Origin of the sequence: Amycolatopsis sp. cmx-11-51 (assembly GCF_047608665.1) — a bacterium.
Taxonomy (GTDB): Bacteria; Actinomycetota; Actinomycetes; order Mycobacteriales; family Pseudonocardiaceae; genus Amycolatopsis.
The window spans coordinates 181,489-197,944 of record NZ_JADNQO010000010.1 but is presented as its reverse complement, the minus strand read 5'-3'; the positions used below and the strand labels follow the sequence as shown (position 1 = coordinate 197,944).

The window sequence follows — 16,456 nt, the reverse complement described above, 5'->3', positions numbered from 1 at the left end:
ATGAACGCACTGTTGAAGCAGACCCTCGCCGGGCTGCGTGTCCTGCTCGTCTTCACGGTCCTGCTGGGAGTCGTCTACCCCTTGGGGGTGTGGGCCGTGGCGCGGATCCCCGGGCTGGAAGGCAACGCCGAAGGTTCGATCCTCACCCGAGAGGGGCAGGCCGTCGGCTCGTCACTGATCGGCGTCGACCCGGTCGCGGCCGACCCGGCCAAGGACCCCTGGTTCCACAACCGCCCGTCCGCGGGTTCGAAGGACGTGCTCGGCCCCGGTGACCCGTCGTCGTCCGGCCCATCGAACAAGGGCCCGTACAACGAGGACCTGGTCGCCGCGATCGGCGAGCGCAAGAAGCTGATCGCCGCCCGCGAAGGCGTCCAGGAGTCGCGGGTGCCCGCCGACGCTGTGACGGCGTCGGGATCGGGGATGGATCCGGCGATCAGCGTCGCCTACGCCGACCTGCAGGTCACGCGAGTGGCGAGGAACACCGGCCTCCCCGAGAAGAAGGTCCGGCAGCTCGTGGCGGAAAACACGGGCGGCGCCGGGATCGGTGTGCCGGGCGTCGATGTGCTGAAGGTCAACTTGGCCGTGCGTGACGCGGCCGGAGGAGCACACTGACACTCGTGGACGAGAACACGACCAAGCCGCGCCGGGGTGAGCTGAGGATCTACCTCGGCGCGGCCCCTGGCGTCGGGAAGACCTTCGCGATGCTCGGCGAGGCGCGCCGTCGCCTCGACCGGGGCACCGACGTGGTCATCGGCCTGGTCGAGACACACGGCCGCAAGAAGACCGCGGAGCTTGTCGAGGGACTGGAGACCGTCCCGCGCCGCCGGTCCGAGCACCGGGACCGCGAATTCGAGGAGATGGACCTCGACGCGCTGCTCGCCCGCGCGCCCGAGGTCGCCGTCGTGGACGAACTCGCACACACCAACGTGCCGGGTTCGCGTAACGAGAAGCGCTGGCAGGACATCGACGAACTGCTCGCCGCCGGGATCGACGTCCTCTCCACGGTCAACGTGCAGCATCTGCAGAGCCTCAACGACGTCGTCGAGCGCATCACCGGCGTCGTCCAGCAGGAGACGGTGCCCGACGAGGTCGTGCGGCGGGCCGAGCAGCTGGAGCTGGTCGACATCACGCCCGAGGCGCTGCGGCGGCGCCTCGCGCACGGCAACGTCTACCCGGCCGAGCGGATCGACGCGGCGCTGGGCAACTACTTCCGGCCCGGCAATCTCACCGCGCTGCGGGAGCTCGCGCTGCTGTGGGTCGCGGACCAGGTGGACGTCGCACTCCAGCGGTATCGCGCCGAGCAGGAGATCACCGACACGTGGGAAGCCCGCGAACGGGTGGTCGTGTCCATCACCGGTGGCCCGGAGAGCGAGACGCTGATTCGCCGCGCGAGCCGGATCGCGAACCGCGCGGGTGCCGAACTGCAGGTGCTGCACATCCTGCGCGGGGACGGGCTGGCCGGGATGGGGCCGACGGCGGTCGGGAAGTACCGGAAGCTGACCGAAGAGGTCGGCGCGACCTTCCACACCGTCGTCGGTGACGACGTGCCGACCGCGCTGCTCGACTTCGCACGCGGGGTGAACGCGACCCAGCTGGTCGTCGGGACCTCGCGGCGTTCGCGGGTCGCTCGGCTGTTCGACGAGGGCATCGGCGCGGCCGTGGTCCAGCGGTCCGGCCCGATCGACGTCCACATGGTCACGCACGCCCAAGCGGGCGGACGGTTGCGCGCCCGGTTCAGCCGAAGTCCGCTCACGCCGTCGCGGCGGCTGAGTGGCTGGGCGCTCTCGCTGGTGTTGCCGGCACTGGCGACGCTGCTCGGCGTCCTGCTGCGGGATCAGTTGGACTTTTCCACCGACGTGGTCGACTACGTCCTCGCGACGGTGCTGGTCGCGCTCGTGGGCGGGCTCGGGCCCGCGCTGCTCGCGGCGGTGATCTCGGCCGGGCTGCTGAACTTCTTCTTCACCCCGCCGCTGTACAACCTGACCGTCCACGAGCCGCGCAACGTGATCACGCTGGTCGCGATGGTGCTGGTGGCGATTCTCGTCGCGGCGGTCGTCGACACGGCCGCCCGGCGCGCGACCCAGGCCGCGCGGGCGCGCACCGAAGCGGCGCTGCTCGCCTCCTACGCACGGACCGTGCTCACGCACACCAACCCGATCGAGCGGCTGCTGGAGAAGGTCCGCGAGAACTTCGGGATGACTTCGGTGTCCCTGCTGGAAAAGCGGGACGGGAAGTGGAAACGCGTGGCGAACGCGGGCTCGGATCCCTGTGCCGATCCGGATCAGGCCGACTCCGACATCGCGGTCACCGCCGACGTCCATCTGACGCTGCGCGGCCGCGCGCTGCCCGCGTCCGACCGTGGAGTGCTGGAAGCCGTGGCCGGCCAAGCGCTGCTCGCGCTGCGGCAGCAGAGGATGGCGAAGGCGGCCATCCGCGCCGAACGCAAGGCCGAGGCGACCGAACTGCGCACGGCGTTGTTGTCGGCCGTCGGACACGATCTCCGCACGCCGCTGACCTCCATCAAGGCGGCCATCGGCAGCCTGCGCGCGACCGACATCTCACTGTCCGAAGAGGACACGGACGAGCTGCTGGAGGCGATCGAGGAATCGGCGGACCGGCTCGCCGGGCTGATCGACAACCTGCTCGACTCGTCCCGCCTGGCGACCGGAGCGGTCCGCCCGCACCTGCGCCCGGTCGGCTACGACGAGGTCGTCTCGCATGCCCTGTCCAATGTGGACAATTCGGCGTCGGTCGTGGTCGCGATCGACGCCAGGCTGCCGTCGGTGTGCGCGGATCCCGGCCTGCTGGAACGGGTCGTGGCGAACGTGATCGACAACGCGCTGCGGCACGGCGTGTCCGGCGAGCCGGTCTCGGCCCGCGCCAGCACGCATTCGGAGCACGTCGAACTCCGCATCGTCGACCACGGGCGAGGCCTCAAAAAAGGCACCGCGGACTCGGCTTTCGCGCCGTTCCAGCGGCTCGGGGGAGACCGGGACAGCGTGCCCGGCGTGGGACTGGGGCTCTCTGTCGCCAAGGGGTTCACCGAGGCGATGGGCGGGCGGATCCGGGCGGAGGACACGCCCGGCGGCGGGCTCACCGTCGTCATCTCGCTGCCCGCCTATGTTGGTCAGGATCCGGAAAAGAACCTCCTCGCTTTCGACGACGAGGGCCTTGAAAACGAAGAGGAGGAGCGAGTGCGATGAGCGCCGAAACCGCGTCGGCGACCGTATTGGTCGTCGACGACGAACCGCAGATCGTGCGAGCCCTGCGGATCAACCTTTCCGCCCGCGGCTACAAGGTGATCACCGCGCACGACGGGACGGCCGCGCTGAAGGCCGTCGCCGAGACCAAACCCGACGTCGTCGTACTCGACCTCGGCCTTCCCGACCTCGACGGCACCGAGGTGATCGCCGGGCTCCGCGGCTGGACGACGGTGCCGATCATCGTGCTGTCCGCGCGCGGCGACTCGGCCGACAAGGTGCAGGCGCTCGACGCCGGCGCCGACGACTACGTCACCAAGCCCTTCGGCATGGACGAACTGCTGGCGCGGCTTCGTGCCGCCGTGCGGCGTTCGGCGGCGTCCAGTGTGGACGGTGTGGACGCGGTGGTGGACACGGGATCGTTCTGCATCGACCTGGCGGCCAAGAAGGTGCGCCGGGACGGCAAGGAAGTGCACCTCACCAAGACCGAATGGGGCGTGCTGGAACTGCTGGTGCGCAACCGGGGACGGCTGGTGGCGCAGAAGCAGCTGCTGCACGAGGTGTGGGGCCCGAACTACGAGACCGAGTCGCACTACCTGCGGGTGTATCTGGCGCAGTTGCGGCGGAAGCTGGAACCGGAACCCTCGCGGCCGCGGCACCTGCTGACGGAACCGGGGATGGGGTACCGCTTCGAAATGTGAGGCTGTGTTGTCTTGCGGCCAAGTACATGAAGGCCCCTTCCTCGCGCTAGGCGCCAGGGTCCCGGTCTTGTAGGTCAGGCGGCTATTGGTCGCTGTGCGAGGCTGACGATGCCTTACCCCAAGAACTCCGGCGTCGCAACCTGGGACAGGAAGCCGAAGCTGAAATGAACGGGACTTTCATCGCAAATTTTGCGATGAAAGTCCCGTTCATTTCACGTTGTGGGGCTTACAGAGGGCCGCTCGTGGTCGTGTCGGTACCGGAAATACTGGACCGGCCCGGCGAGGACTCGGGAGCGCCGCTGCTGCTGGAGCCGCCGCCCGGGGTCGAGCTGACGGGAGTGGTCGGCGTCTCGGACGGTGGAGTCGTTGGCGGCGTCGTGGTCGTCTTCGTCGGCGGAGTCGTCTTGGTGGGAGGCGTCGGCGGCAGGATCGTGCGTGGCGGCTCGCCGGGGCCTGGGCCAGGACCAGGACCAGGGCCGGGGTTCGGCGGCGGTGGCGTGACGACGCTCGTCGTCTCCTTGCCGTCCGGGCCGACCGACGTCACCGTGGTCGGCGGCGCCGTGGAGCTGGCGGGCGCGCCGGGGATCGGCGAGCCGCTGACGGTTATCGGGCCGCCCGGGACCGCGTTGCCGGGGACCAGCTGGACGCCGGCGGGGGAGGTGCCCTGCCCGCCGGGGAAGCCGGTGCCGCCCGCGGTGGTCGAAACGCCGGGACCCGCCAGTTCGGCGATCGCGGCGAAGGCCGTCGCCACCACGAGGCCGCTGACGCCGACTACGGCGTAGCCGGCGCGGCTGAGCTTGCCGGTGGCGCCGCGCGGGGGTGCCACGGACACGCGTGCGCTCGGATCAGACCCGTCGGGACGGGGCATGTGCTGGCTCCTCGGATGGGGGACTTCGGGGAGTTGAGGCGACGACGGCCGGACAACACCGTGTCGTCTCCGGCTACCGGGCGAGGTAGCCAAGTGGGGACCCGGCGCGGAGATTATCACCGCTGCCTCACCGTCTGCGAACGACAGCGAACGTAGTGTTCACGCTCCGCGTTCGTCCGCATGGTGCACGATAGTGGTCGTGAGTGAGGAAGAAACGCACATCAGGCTGACCGCGTGGGTGCACGGCCGCGTCCAGGGGGTCGGTTTCCGCTGGTGGACCCGTAGCCGGGCGCTTGAGCTGGGCCTCGTCGGCAGCGCGGGCAACCTGGCCGACGGACGTGTCGAGGTGGTAGCGGAGGGTGTTCGTGAACACTGTGAGCGGCTTTTGACGGCTCTTCGGTCGGGAGAATCACCCGGTAGTGTGGATCGCGTCGTTGAGCGCTGGTCGTCAGCGAAAGGCGGGATCCGCGGCTTCGTGGAACGCTGAGCCGGTTCCGTTGCCCCCGCCTCCCACGCCCGCACCCGCCACACGGGTAACCTGGGCCGATTGAACGACCGGTTCCCGCAGCCTAGAGGGGTCAGCACGACGTGCACCTGAAGAGCCTGACGCTCAAGGGCTTCAAGTCCTTCGCCTCGGCGACGACGTTGCGTTTCGAGCCGGGCATCACCTGTGTGGTCGGGCCGAACGGCTCCGGCAAATCGAACGTCCTCGACGCGCTCCGCTGGGTCATGGGCACCCAGGGCGCGAAGGACCTGCGCGGCGGCAAGATGGAGGACGTCATCTTCGCCGGGACCGCCGGCCGCGCCCCGCTCGGGCGCGCCGAGGTCACCCTCACCATCGACAACGCCGACGGCGCGCTGCCCATCGAGTACTCCGAGGTCTCGATCACCCGCCGCATGTTCCGCGACGGCGCGAGCGAGTACGAGATCAACGGCGACCGCTGCCGCCTGATGGACGTGCAGGAACTGCTGTCGGACTCCGGTATCGGCCGCGAGATGCACGTCATCGTCGGGCAGGGCCAGCTTTCGGCGATCCTCGAATCGAAGCCTGAAGAGCGCCGCGCCTTCATCGAAGAGGCCGCCGGGGTCCTCAAGCACCGCAAGCGCAAGGAACAGACCCTGCGCAAGCTCGCGAACATGCAGGGCAACCTCGATCGCCTCGGCGACCTCACCACCGAGCTGCGCCGCCAGCTCAAACCGCTGGGCAAGCAGGCCGAGATCGCCCGCAAGGCGCAGTGGGTGCAGTCCGAACTGCGTGACGCCCGGCTGCGGTTGTTCGCCGACGACCTCGTCACCCAGCGCTCCGGCATCGCCAAGGAAGAGGCTGACGAGCGTGTCGCCCGTCAGCGCCGTACCGAGGTCGAGCAGGCACTGGAGATCGTCGCCGCCGAGGAAGCCGAACTCGAGGCTTCGCTCGCCGAGGACGCGCCGCGGCTGGCCGCGGCCCAGGAGACTTGGTACAAGCTTTCCGCGTTGACGGAGCGGTTGCGCGGCACCGTGCGCCTCGCGCTGGAGCGTCAGCGGCACCTGTCGTCCGACGTGCAGCACGCCGGCAACGGCCGTGATCCCGACGAACTGGAAGCCGAGGCCGAGCAGGTCGCCGAGCGGGAGCAGGAGCTCAACGAGGCCGTCGCCGAGGCACGGATGGTGCTTTCGGAGACCGTCCAGCGGCGCGAGCAGCTCGAACACCTCGTGCAGGCCGCCGAGCGCGCGCATATGGCCGCCGTTCGCGCGATCGCCGACCGGCGGGAAGGCCTCGCGAAGCTCGCCGGGCAGGTCGAGGCGCTGCGCAGCAAGAACGGCGCCACCTCCGACGAGATCGACAGGCTCACCGTGTCGCTCGAAGAGGCCGCCGAGCGTGCGGAGATCGCCGTCGAGGAACTCGAAGAAGCCAAGGCCGAGGGCGGCGTCGAGGAATCCGACGACTTCGACCTGCAAGCCCATCACGACCGCGCGGTGGAGGCCAACAACGCCGCCAAGGCGCGGGTCGAGGAACTGGTCAAGGTCGAGCGGACCGTCGAACGCGAGATCGCGTCGGAGAAGGCACGCGTCGAGGCGCTGTCGATGGGCTTGCGCCGCAAGGACGGCGCCGGTGCGCTGCTCGGCGCGCAGCACGAGCTGCCGGGTCTGCTCGGTTCGGTGGCCGCGCTGCTCACCGTCGAGGCAGGGCACGAGGTGGCGCTGGCCGCGGCACTCGGCCCGGTCGCCGACGCGGTCGCGGTCAACGGCGGCGCCGACGCGCTCGCCGCACTGAAATTCCTGAAGGACAACGACTCCGGTCGCGCGGGCATCCTGCTCGGCGGCCTGGAGTCCACAGTGGACACCAGTGCCTGGCCGACGCTGCCGCAGGGTGCGCGCTGGGCACGCGAAGTGGTCTCGGCGCCGTCCGCGCTCCGGTCCGCCGTCGAGCACGCACTCGACCGGGTGGCCATTGTGGACGGTCTGGAGTCCGCGCGCCGTCTCGTCGAGCTATATCCCGAGGTCAGCACGGTCACGCCAGAGGGCGACGTCTTCGGTGCCCGCTGGGCTGTCGGTGGTTCGGCCCGCAGTGAGAGCGTCATCGAGGTGCGGGCCGCCGTCGACGAGGCGGGCGATCGGCTGAACGCCGCCGAGCGCGCGCTGGAACGCGCCGCCGCGGAACTCGAAGGCGCCCGCGCCGGACAGCAGGCACGGCGCGAAGAGGTCGGCAGGGCCAAGGACGCCCTCGGGGACGCGAAAGTCCGCAAGGCCCGCTCGTCCGAGCGGCTGAACCGCATGCAGCAGGCCGCGCGCGCCGCGCAGGCGGAGATGGAGCGGCTGAGCAACCAGCGCGCCAAGGTCGAGCAGAGCCGTGAACAGGCGCTGCGGCAGCTCGCCGAACTCGAAGAGCGGCTGTCCGCGGTCGCCGATCAGGAGATCGACGAGGACCCGGACACCGTCGAACGCGACCAGGCCGCCGAAGACCTCGGCACCGTCCGCCAGGAAGAGATGGAGTCCCGGCTCGCGCTGCGCACCGCCGAGGAGCGAGCGCGGAGCATCCAGGGCAAGGCCGAATCGCTCCGCCGTGCCGCGTACGCCGAGCGCCAGGCCCGCGAACGCGCCGAAAAGGCGAGGGCCGCGCGGAAACGCGGCGCCGAGATCGCCAACGCGGTGGTCAACGGCGGCGAGATCGCGCTGGAGCGCATCGAGGTTTCCGTGCAGCGCGCCGCCCACGAGCGGGACGAGGCGCAGGCGCGGCGGCAGTCGCGGGAGACCGCGCTGACCCAGGTCCGCAGCAAGGTCCGCGAGCTGACCGGCGAACTGGAGAAGCTCACCGACGCCGTTCACCGCGACGAGGTGCTGCGTGCCGAGCAGCGGCTGCGGCTGGAGCAGCTCGAAACCAAGATCGCCGAGGACTTCGGTATCGGCCTCGAAGACCTGGTCTCCGAGTACGGCCCGGACATCCCCGTGCCGCCGAGCGCGGGGGAGATGGCCGAGTACGAGGCGGCCAAGGAACGCGGCGAAGACGTCACCCAGCCGCCGCCCATGCCGTTCGACCGCGACACCCAGGCCCGCCGGGCGAAGCGCGCGGAGAAGGACTTGAGCCTGCTGGGCAAGGTCAACCCGCTGGCGCTGGAGGAGTTCGCGGCGCTGGAGGAGCGGTACAAGTTCCTCTCGACCCAGCTCGAAGACCTCAAGGACACCCGCAAGGACCTCGAAGCCGTCATCAAGCAGGTCGACGAAAAGATCCTCGAGGTCTTCGAGTCGGCGTACGAGGACGTCGCTCGCGAGTTCGAGACCGTGTTCAGCGTGCTGTTCCCGGGCGGTGAGGGGCGCATGGTGCTCACCCAGCCCAACGACCTGCTCTCCACCGGTGTCGACGTCGAAGCGCGCCCGCCGGGCAAGAAGGTCAAGCGACTCTCGCTGCTTTCCGGTGGTGAGAAGTCACTCGTCGCCGTCGGCATGCTGGTGGCGATCTTCCGCGCCCGGCCTTCGCCCTTCTACGTGATGGACGAGGTCGAGGCCGCGCTCGACGACACCAACATGCGACGGCTGATCGGGCTGCTGGAGCAGCTGCGGGACTCGTCGCAGCTGATCATCATCACCCACCAGAAGCCGACCATGGAGATCGCCGACGCCCTGTACGGCGTTTCGATGCAGGGCGACGGCATCACGAAGGTCATCTCGCAGCGGCTGCGGACCGCCGAAGAGGACCCTGTTCCCGCTTAGCGCGTGCTAGGAACGGTCCGTTCCTAGCAAAATTTGCAAGGAACGGACCGTTCCTAGCGTTCGAAAGGGGGTTAAACGGGCGTCGACTCCTTCACGTCCGGCTCCGCCAGCGGATCCACGCTCCCGTGCCGCAGCGAGAGCAATCCGCCCACCAGGAGCGTGATCACCACGCCGCACAGCGTGTACCAGGGCCACGCCAGCGCCACCGTGTTCCCCGATGCCTTGCTGAAGTCGATCCCGATCAGGCTGCCGTCCGGTTTGTTGAACTTGACGCCGAGGATGATGAACGCCATCACGACCACCGTCGAGACGAAGGCCACGATCGCGTCCGCCTGCCTGGCCCGCTTGAACAGCAGGCCCAGCAGGAACGCGCCGAGCAGCGCGCCGTAGGTGTAACCGGTGATGCCGAGCGCCTGCACCACGATCGGGTCGGCCGACGTCTTGTTGGCGGAGGCGAAGAAACCGGCGCACAGGATCAGCGCGCCCGCCCAGATGATCGTCCAGATCCGGCCGTGCTTCAGCCGGTCGGCTTCCGGCAACTGCCTGCCGATCACCCGTTCGTAGACGTCGGTCACCGTGGACGACGCCAGCGCGCCGAGCGACGAACTCAGTGCGGCGGCCAGGATTCCGGCGATCACGAACCCGGAAAGGCCGCTGGGCAGGTCGTTCACGATGAAGTTCGCGAACAGCTCGTCCTTGTTGGCCAGTCCGAGGCCTTCCGGCTTCGGCTTGGTCGGGCTCAGGCCGTTGTACAGCGCCCACAGCAGTACGCCGATGAACAGGAACAGCGCGAACTGGATGAACACCACGAAACCGCTGGCGATCAACGCCTTCCGCGCGGCCCGCAGGTCGTTGGTGGCCTGCAGGCGCTGCACGATCAGCTGGTCCGAGCCGTGCGAGGCCATCGAGAGCACCGCGCCGCCGATCACCGCGGTGAAGAACGCGTACTGGCCGGTGAGCATGTTCGAGGAGAAGTCGAAGATCTGGAACTTGTCGGCGTCGACGGCCTTGCCGAACCAGCCGTCCGGCAGCTTGCCGGAGAGCGCCCAGATCACCACGACCGCGCCGAGGATGTACCAGAGCATCTGGATCGCGTCGACCCAGACGACCGCGCGAACCCCGCCGAAGAAGCTGTAGAGCACCATCGCGATGCCGAGCCCGACCACGATGGTCCAGTACGAGACGCTCAGGCCGTAGGCGGCCATCACCACCTTGATCGGGATCGCGGTGGCGAACAGCCGGATGCCGTCGGCCAGCGTGCGGGTGAGCAGGAAGGTCACCGACGCGGTGCCCTGCAGCCCGCCGCCGAATCGTTTGCCCAGGAAGGCGTACGCGGTGACCAGGTTGCCCGCGACGTAGCGCGGCAGCAGCACCATCGACACCACGGTCCGGCCGGCGATGTAGCCGATCGCCAAGGCCAGGTAGGTCATCCCGCCGTCGCCAGGGGCGGCGATGTAGGCCACCGTCGGCACGGAGAGCACGGTGAGGGTGGACGTCTCCGCGGAGACCACCGAAAGGCAGGCCACCCACCAGGAGATCTTGCCTTCGCCGACGAAGTAGTCGGAGCCGGATTTCTGTTTGCCGCCGATCCAGATGCCCAGCAGGGGCATGCCGACCAGAAAAAGCCCGATGATCGCGAGGTCAAGTGCGCGCATCCGTATCTCCTATCGCTCGCCGGTCGTCGCCGCTACCCGTAGCCGGGTCACGGTTGAGGTAAGAGGGGCGGGTAGCCGCAGGGGACCCGCGCCCGGGGTGATGCTGCCCAGCAGCCGGTCGCCGCGGGCCCCGGTCGCCGACGGGAGGTTCCCCGGGACGCCGGAGAAGGTCAGCCAGCCGAGAAGAATGGTCAGGTATGCCTCTTTGCCCGCGCGTGGCAGGCCGTGGTCGTCGCTGGTCTTCAGCGCCGTTCCCGGCAGGTTCCTGGCGAGCGACGCCATCAGCGCCGGGTTGTCGGCGCCGCCGCCGGAGACGATCAGCGTCGCGACGGAGTGGCGACGGCATGCCGCGGCGATCGTGACCGCGGTCAGTTCGGTCAGCGTCGCCAGTAGGTCTTCGGCGCCGACCGGCGGGAGCCCGTCGAGCGCGGTGTCGAGGTAGGAGCCGTGGAACAGTTCCTTGCCGGTCGACTTCGGCGGCGTGGCCGCGTAGTACGGGTCGAGCAGGAGCTTCGCCAGCAGATCGGGCCGGATCCTCCCGCGCATGGCGAGCGCTCCGTCGATGTCGGCACGCTTGCCGGTGGCGCGGTGCGCGGCGACGTCCATCAGGGCGTTGCCGGGCCCGGTGTCGTAGGCGAGGACGTCACCGTCCGCGGGGACCACGGTGATGTTCGCGATGCCGCCGATGTTCAGCGCCGCGACCGGGCCGAACGCCGTCATGTCCCGCAGCCACAACGCGTCCAGCGTGCTGGCCAGCGGCGCGCCGTGCCCGCCGGCGGCGACGTCGCGCGCACGCAGGTCGGCCACCACCGGCAGTCCGGTGCGCTCGGCGATCCACGCCGGATTCCCCAGTTGCAGTGTGCCGCGCGCGGCGCCGTCCTCGACCCAGTGGAACACCGTCTGGCCGAGTGAGGCGACGACGTCGGCCTCGCCACCGGCCAGTTCCTCGATGCCGCGCGCGGCCGCCTCGCCGAAGGCCTGGCCCACCAGGGTGTCGAGTTTCGTGAGCTGTCCGGCACTGCAGGGGTTCGGCGGGAGGGCGTCGAGCAAAGCCTCACGGAGCGCTTCGGGATAAGGGACTTCGAGCCGGCCGAGCGGGGAGAGCACCACGGTGTCCCCGTGGGCGCGCAGGTCGGCGGCCGCCACGTCGATCCCGTCGATCGACGTGCCGGAGATGAGTCCGATCACCCGGACCCCAGTGCCGGAGAAAACCGTCATTCGGGTGGTCTAACCCTCGATCAGGAGGCCACGCAAGCAACACTGTTTGTTCTTGTCCGAAATGAGTCCTATCGAGTGGGTGCCTGACAAGATCGGCTTGCTTCCCGTGGGGCGTCTGAGCCGGGTGCCGTGCGGATGCGAGGATGACGCCGTGTCGAACACCCCCTGGTTCTGGATCGCTGTCGTTGCCGTTGTGGTCCTGGTCGCCGTTCTGGTGGCCGGACTGTTCATCGCGCGCCGCCGCCGGATCAGCCTGGACGAGTCCAAGGCTGCCGAGGCCGTCGAGCGCGAGAAGCCGAAGGGTGGCGGCTACACCGCGACCGGCGGGATCGCGCTCGCTCCGGGCGGTGAGAAGACCGAAGAAGCCGAGCACCCGGTCGAGGACCGCCCCGAGACCGACGGCCAGCCCGCGGTCGGGGACGACGCGTCGGTGCCGAGGGATTCCTCGCAGCGCACGGTGCGCGACGTCGACCTGCCAGAACCGGTCGAAGAAGAAGTACCCGCCCCCGCTGAGGAGATCGCCCCGGCGACGGGGCGCCTCGAGCGGCTGCGCGGCAGGCTGGGCAAGTCCCGCTCGGTGTTCGGTCAGAGCCTGCTGGGCCTGCTGGGCGCCGGCGATCTGGATGAGGATTCCTGGCAGGACGTCGAAGACACCCTGCTGATGGCGGACCTGGGCGCCGCGACGACCACGGAGATCGTCGAGCGCCTTCGTGACGAGTTGAAGCGCCGCGCCGTGCGGACGTCCGAAGAGGCGCGCACGGTGTTGCAGGAGGTGCTGACTGCCGCCCTGTCGACCGATGCCGTCCGCGCCGTTCGCGCGCTGCCGCACATCGTCGACGGCGTGAAGCAACCCGCCGTCGTCCTGATCGCCGGGGTCAACGGCACCGGCAAGACGACCACCACCGGCAAACTCGCCAGGGTCCTCGTCGCGCAGGGGAGCACCGTCGTGCTCGGCGCGGCCGACACCTTCCGCGCCGCCGCGGCGGACCAGCTGCAGACCTGGGGCGCGCGGGTCGGCGCGGAGGTCGTTCGCGGCAAGGAAGGCGCGGACCCGGCGGCGGTCGCCTTCGACGCGGTGAAGCGCGGCGCCGAGGCGGGCGTGGACGCGGTGCTGATCGACACCGCCGGCCGTCTGCACACCAAGACCGGCCTGATGGACGAGCTGGGCAAAGTCAAGCGAGTCGTCGAGAAGCAGGCGAAGGTCGACGAGGTACTGCTGGTCCTCGACGCCACCACCGGGCAGAACGGGCTGATGCAGGCCCGCGTGTTCTCGGAGGTCATCGACGTCACCGGCATCGTCCTGACGAAGCTCGACGGCACCGCGAAGGGCGGCATCGTCTTCCAGGTGCAGCGCGAACTCGGGGTGCCGGTCAAGCTGGTCGGCCTCGGCGAGGGGCCGGACGACCTGGCGCCGTTCGAGCCCGGCGCGTTCGTGGAAGCCTTGCTCAGCAACTAGACCCAGGTGAGAGGAAAGTCCCGTTCATCGCAAAATTCGCGATGAACGGGACTTCCTCTCACTGGCTCAGGCCGTGACAGGGACGTTCTCGTCGGTCTCGACCGGAGCGGTCTTCTTGTCCCGCATCACCAGGAAGGCGACCACCGCCGCGGCCAGCACGCCCACCGCGCTCACGAGGAACGTCGTCGACATCGCCGAGGTGAACGACTCGCGGGCCGCGGTGATCAGGCCGCTGTCACCGGTGGCGAAGGCGTCGCCGATCGAGAGCCGCGCCTGCGCCGGGGCGGAGTCGGGCATGTGCGCGGTGAACAGGCTGGACACGATGCTGCCCAGGATCGCGATGCCGAGCGCGGCGCCCAGCTGCTGGATGGTGTCGTTGAGCGCGGAGCCGACACCGGCCTGCTCCTCGGGGACCTCGCCCATCAGCGCCGCGATCGCCGCCGGCATCGCCAGTCCGCCACCGGCGCCGAGCAGGAACAGCGCGATCGCCGGCAGGAGGAAGCCTTCGTTCGTCGACAGCGTCGCGAGCAGCCCGAATCCCGCCGCCATCACGGTCATCCCGACGGTGGCCAGCACGCGGTTGCCGACCTTCTGGCCCAGCGTGGCGCCGAGGGTGTTGCAGAGCAGCGAAGCGATGGCCATCGGGATGAACGCCAGGCCGGCCTGGGTCGGCGTGTAGCCGAGGATGTACTGCAGGTACTGGGTCAGGAGCAGCAGCAGGCCGCCGTTGCCGACCTGCGCCAGTGTGAGTGACAGGCTGCCACCACTGAAGTTGCGCTTGCGGAACAGCTTCAGCGGGACCATCGGTGACGGCGTGTGCCGCTCCCAGAACACGAAGCCGACCAGGCTCATCACCGCGACCACCAGCGGGACGAGGGTCCCGGCCTCGGTGATGCCGTGCTTGGGCAGTTCGATGATCGTCCAGACCAGTGCGACCATGCCGGTCGCGGACAGGATCGCGCCGAGCGGGTCGGGCTTCTGCCACGGGCCCTTCGATTCCGGCATCAGGGTGAGCGCGGCGACCACGGCGATGACGACGATCGGCACGTTGATCAGGAACACCGCGCCCCACCAGAACCACGCGATCAGCACGCCGCCCAGCACCGGGCCGCCGATCAGGCCGAGCATCGCGACCGCGCTCCAGGCCGCCATCGCCTTGCGGCGCTCGGCGTCGTCGAACACGGTGATCAGGATGGACAGGGTGCTCGGCATGATCAGCGCGCCGCCGACGCCCATCACCGCGCGGGACAGGATCAGTTCGAGCGGGTTCGCGGCGAACGTGGCGACGAGTGAGGCCGCCCCGAACAGGAGGAGGCCGATGATCATCACCTTCCGGCGGCCGAACCGGTCGCCGAGGCTTCCCGACGTGAGCAGCAGGCCCGCGAACACCAGGATGTAGGAGTCCAGGATCCACTGCGTGTCCTGGGCGCTCGCCCCGAGGTCTTCGGCCAGCGGCGGCACGGCGACCGTCAGGACCATGTTGTCCACGACCAGCACGAGCGTGCTCAAGCACAGCACGATCAGAATCCACCAGCGGCGTGGGTCTCGGCCTGCCGACTCGTTCATCGGATACCCCCTGAAGTAGTTGCATACATTGTTCTGCTGATGCGCACACTGTACGCAGAAGTTTAGATCGTGCGCAAGGGGGCACGTCGTGCGCTAAGGTGGGGGCATGTCGGTCGAAGAGCAGCCCATCCAGTCGGTGTGGACCCGTCCCCGCCGGAAGCGCGACCAGCCGGCGTTGAGCCAGGCGCAAATCGTCGCCGAGGCCGTCCGGCTCTTGGACGTCGAAGGCGTCGACGCGCTGAGCATGCGCAGACTGGGCACCGCGCTGAACGCGGGCGCGACCTCGCTCTACCGGCACGTGGCCAACCGTGACGAACTGATCGAGCTTGTCGTCGACGAGGTCTATGGCGAGATCACCGTGCCGGACAGCGACGATCCGGCACGGTGGCGTGAAGCGGCCATCGTCGGGGCGCGGAGCGTGCGCGCGATGATCCTGCGGCACCCCTGGGTCGCCTCACTGCTCGGCTCGGTCGGCCTGTCGTACCTCGGGCCGAACGTCATGCGGCTCAACGAGCGGCTGATGGCCGTCTTCGTGACCGCGGGATTCCCTGACGACGAGTCGGATCAAGCGATCAGCGCGGTCATCTCCTACGTCATCGGCATGGGGACGACCGAGGCGGCTTGGCTCACGACGGTCGCGAAGAGCGGCCGAAGCGAGCGCGAGTGGGCGGAGCAACTGCGTCCGGCCATCGAAGAGGCGGCACGGGAGCATCCTTATCAGCGAGAACGCCTTGTCCAGGACGACGCCGAGGCCGACCCGGAGCGGCTCCGCGACGAGAAGTTCGGCTATGGGCTGGACCGGATGCTCGACGGTTTGGAGACCAGGCTCAGACGGTGACTCCGTCACGCGAAAGGGTCGACCCGAGCGCGTTCGCGATCCGCTGGACGGCGGGCGCGATCCGCTCGACGGCCTCCATCGTGAGCCGTCCCGAGGGTCCGGACACCGAGACCGCCGCCGGCACTGGCGCGCCAGGGACCGCGACGGCCACGCAGCGGACACCCAGTTCCTGCTCGGCTTCGTCGAGCGCGTAACCCTGCTGGGCGATTTTCGCCAGCTCCCGCAGAAGCGCGTCCTGGTCGGTGAAGGTGTGCTCGGTGTACGAGGGCATGCCGGTCCGCGAGAGCAGTGCAGTGACGTCATCGGACGGCAGGTGCGCGAGCATCGCCTTCCCGACGCCGGTGCCGTGCGGCAGGAGGCGCCGTCCGACCTCGGTGAACATCCGCATCGAGTGCTTCGACGGCACCTGGGCGACGTAGACGACCTCGTCTCGCTCCAGCACCGCGAGGTTCGCGGTCTCGCCGATCTCGTCGACCAGTTCCGCGAGCAGCGGCCGTGCCCACGAGCCGAACTGCATGCTGGCGTTCTCGCCCAGCCGGATGAGCCGGGCGCCCAGCGCGTACCGGCGGTTGGTGTTCTGCCGGACGTAACCCAGGTCCACCAGTGTCCTGATCAACCGGTGGATGGTCGGCATCGGCAGCCCGGACAGGGTCGCCAGCTCCGAAAGACTGGCCTCGCCTCCCGTGTCCGCGAGGTGCTCGAGGAGCTCGAAGGCCCGCTGAAGTGACTGGACGCCGCCATCGCGTCCGTTCTTCTCCGCTGCCAC

12 protein-coding genes are annotated in these 16,456 nt (G+C 69.4%); 8 read left to right on the top strand and 4 right to left on the bottom strand.

Annotation, left to right across the window (positions count from 1 at the left end; translation table 11 throughout):
- The 6 genes from ACM6LU_RS28700 (at nt 1) to smc (ending at nt 8,957) form a co-directional block, all read left to right on the top strand.
- The gene (locus tag ACM6LU_RS28700; protein WP_414940891.1) at nt 1-612 is read left to right on the top strand and encodes a potassium-transporting ATPase subunit C; all 612 of its coding nucleotides are present in this window, start codon (nt 1-3) and stop codon (nt 610-612) included.
- A gap of 5 nt (nt 613-617) precedes the next feature.
- Entirely contained in the window at nt 618-3,203 is a 2,586-nt protein-coding gene (locus tag ACM6LU_RS28695) for a DUF4118 domain-containing protein (protein ID WP_414940890.1), read from the top strand.
- The gene (locus ACM6LU_RS28690; RefSeq protein WP_414940889.1) at nt 3,200-3,901 is read left to right on the top strand and encodes a response regulator; all 702 of its coding nucleotides are present in this window, start codon (nt 3,200-3,202) and stop codon (nt 3,899-3,901) included. The genes ACM6LU_RS28695 and ACM6LU_RS28690 overlap by 4 nt, the downstream gene beginning before the upstream one ends.
- A 242-nt stretch (nt 3,902-4,143) precedes the next feature.
- Complete coding sequence (locus ACM6LU_RS28685) at nt 4,144-4,683, top strand: hypothetical protein (protein WP_414940888.1); 540 nt, start codon at nt 4,144-4,146, stop codon at nt 4,681-4,683.
- Between the two features lie 285 nt (nt 4,684-4,968).
- Complete coding sequence (locus tag ACM6LU_RS28680; RefSeq protein WP_414940887.1) at nt 4,969-5,256, top strand: acylphosphatase; 288 nt, start codon at nt 4,969-4,971, stop codon at nt 5,254-5,256.
- A 101-nt stretch (nt 5,257-5,357) separates the two neighbouring features.
- The gene (gene smc, locus ACM6LU_RS28675; RefSeq protein WP_414940886.1) at nt 5,358-8,957 is read left to right on the top strand and encodes a chromosome segregation protein SMC; all 3,600 of its coding nucleotides are present in this window, start codon (nt 5,358-5,360) and stop codon (nt 8,955-8,957) included.
- A gap of 71 nt (nt 8,958-9,028) precedes the next feature.
- Here the strand turns inward: smc and ACM6LU_RS28670 are convergent, their stop codons facing one another.
- Together ACM6LU_RS28670 and ACM6LU_RS28665 are read right to left on the bottom strand one after the other, a co-directional pair.
- Entirely contained in the window at nt 9,029-10,612 is a 1,584-nt protein-coding gene (locus tag ACM6LU_RS28670; protein WP_414940885.1) for a sodium:solute symporter, read from the bottom strand.
- Nucleotides 10,613-10,621: 9 nt separating this feature from the next.
- Nucleotides 10,622-11,830, bottom strand: a complete 1,209-nt coding sequence (locus ACM6LU_RS28665) for an anhydro-N-acetylmuramic acid kinase (protein WP_414940884.1) — start codon at nt 11,828-11,830, stop codon at nt 10,622-10,624.
- Between the two features lie 151 nt (nt 11,831-11,981).
- Here ACM6LU_RS28665 and ftsY point away from each other — a divergent pair, with 151 nt between their 5' ends.
- Nucleotides 11,982-13,286 carry a signal recognition particle-docking protein FtsY gene (gene ftsY, locus ACM6LU_RS28660; protein ID WP_414940883.1) on the top strand — a complete coding sequence of 435 codons (1,305 nt, stop codon included), beginning with the start codon at nt 11,982-11,984 and terminating at the stop codon, nt 13,284-13,286.
- 66 nt (nt 13,287-13,352) lie between these two features.
- Here ftsY and ACM6LU_RS28655 read toward each other — a convergent pair whose 3' ends face one another.
- Nucleotides 13,353-14,852: an MFS transporter gene (locus tag ACM6LU_RS28655; RefSeq protein WP_414940882.1), complete on the bottom strand. Its 1,500-nt coding sequence runs from the start codon at nt 14,850-14,852 to the stop codon at nt 13,353-13,355.
- A 106-nt stretch (nt 14,853-14,958) separates the two neighbouring features.
- Between ACM6LU_RS28655 and ACM6LU_RS28650 the strand changes: the two genes are divergently transcribed.
- Nucleotides 14,959-15,690 carry a TetR/AcrR family transcriptional regulator gene (locus ACM6LU_RS28650; RefSeq protein WP_414940881.1) on the top strand — a complete coding sequence of 244 codons (732 nt, stop codon included), beginning with the start codon at nt 14,959-14,961 and terminating at the stop codon, nt 15,688-15,690.
- Here the strand turns inward: ACM6LU_RS28650 and ACM6LU_RS28645 are convergent.
- Complete coding sequence (locus ACM6LU_RS28645; protein WP_409490238.1) at nt 15,680-16,456, bottom strand: IclR family transcriptional regulator; 777 nt, start codon at nt 16,454-16,456, stop codon at nt 15,680-15,682. The two genes, ACM6LU_RS28650 and ACM6LU_RS28645, sit on opposite strands and share 11 nt — an antisense overlap.

Excerpts from the sequence above, each read along its gene's own strand:
- ACM6LU_RS28655 (WP_414940882.1), bottom strand. The coding sequence starts at position 14,852 with ATGAACGAGTCGGCAGGCCGAGACCCACGCCGCTGGTGGATTCTGATC.
- ACM6LU_RS28700 (WP_414940891.1), top strand. The coding sequence starts at position 1 with ATGAACGCACTGTTGAAGCAGACCCTCGCCGGGCTGCGTGTCCTGCTC.
- ACM6LU_RS28690 (WP_414940889.1), top strand. The coding sequence starts at position 3,200 with ATGAGCGCCGAAACCGCGTCGGCGACCGTATTGGTCGTCGACGACGAA.
- ACM6LU_RS28665 (WP_414940884.1), bottom strand. The coding sequence starts at position 11,830 with ATGACGGTTTTCTCCGGCACTGGGGTCCGGGTGATCGGACTCATCTCC.
- ACM6LU_RS28650 (WP_414940881.1), top strand. The coding sequence starts at position 14,959 with ATGTCGGTCGAAGAGCAGCCCATCCAGTCGGTGTGGACCCGTCCCCGC.
- ACM6LU_RS28670 (WP_414940885.1), bottom strand. The coding sequence starts at position 10,612 with ATGCGCGCACTTGACCTCGCGATCATCGGGCTTTTTCTGGTCGGCATG.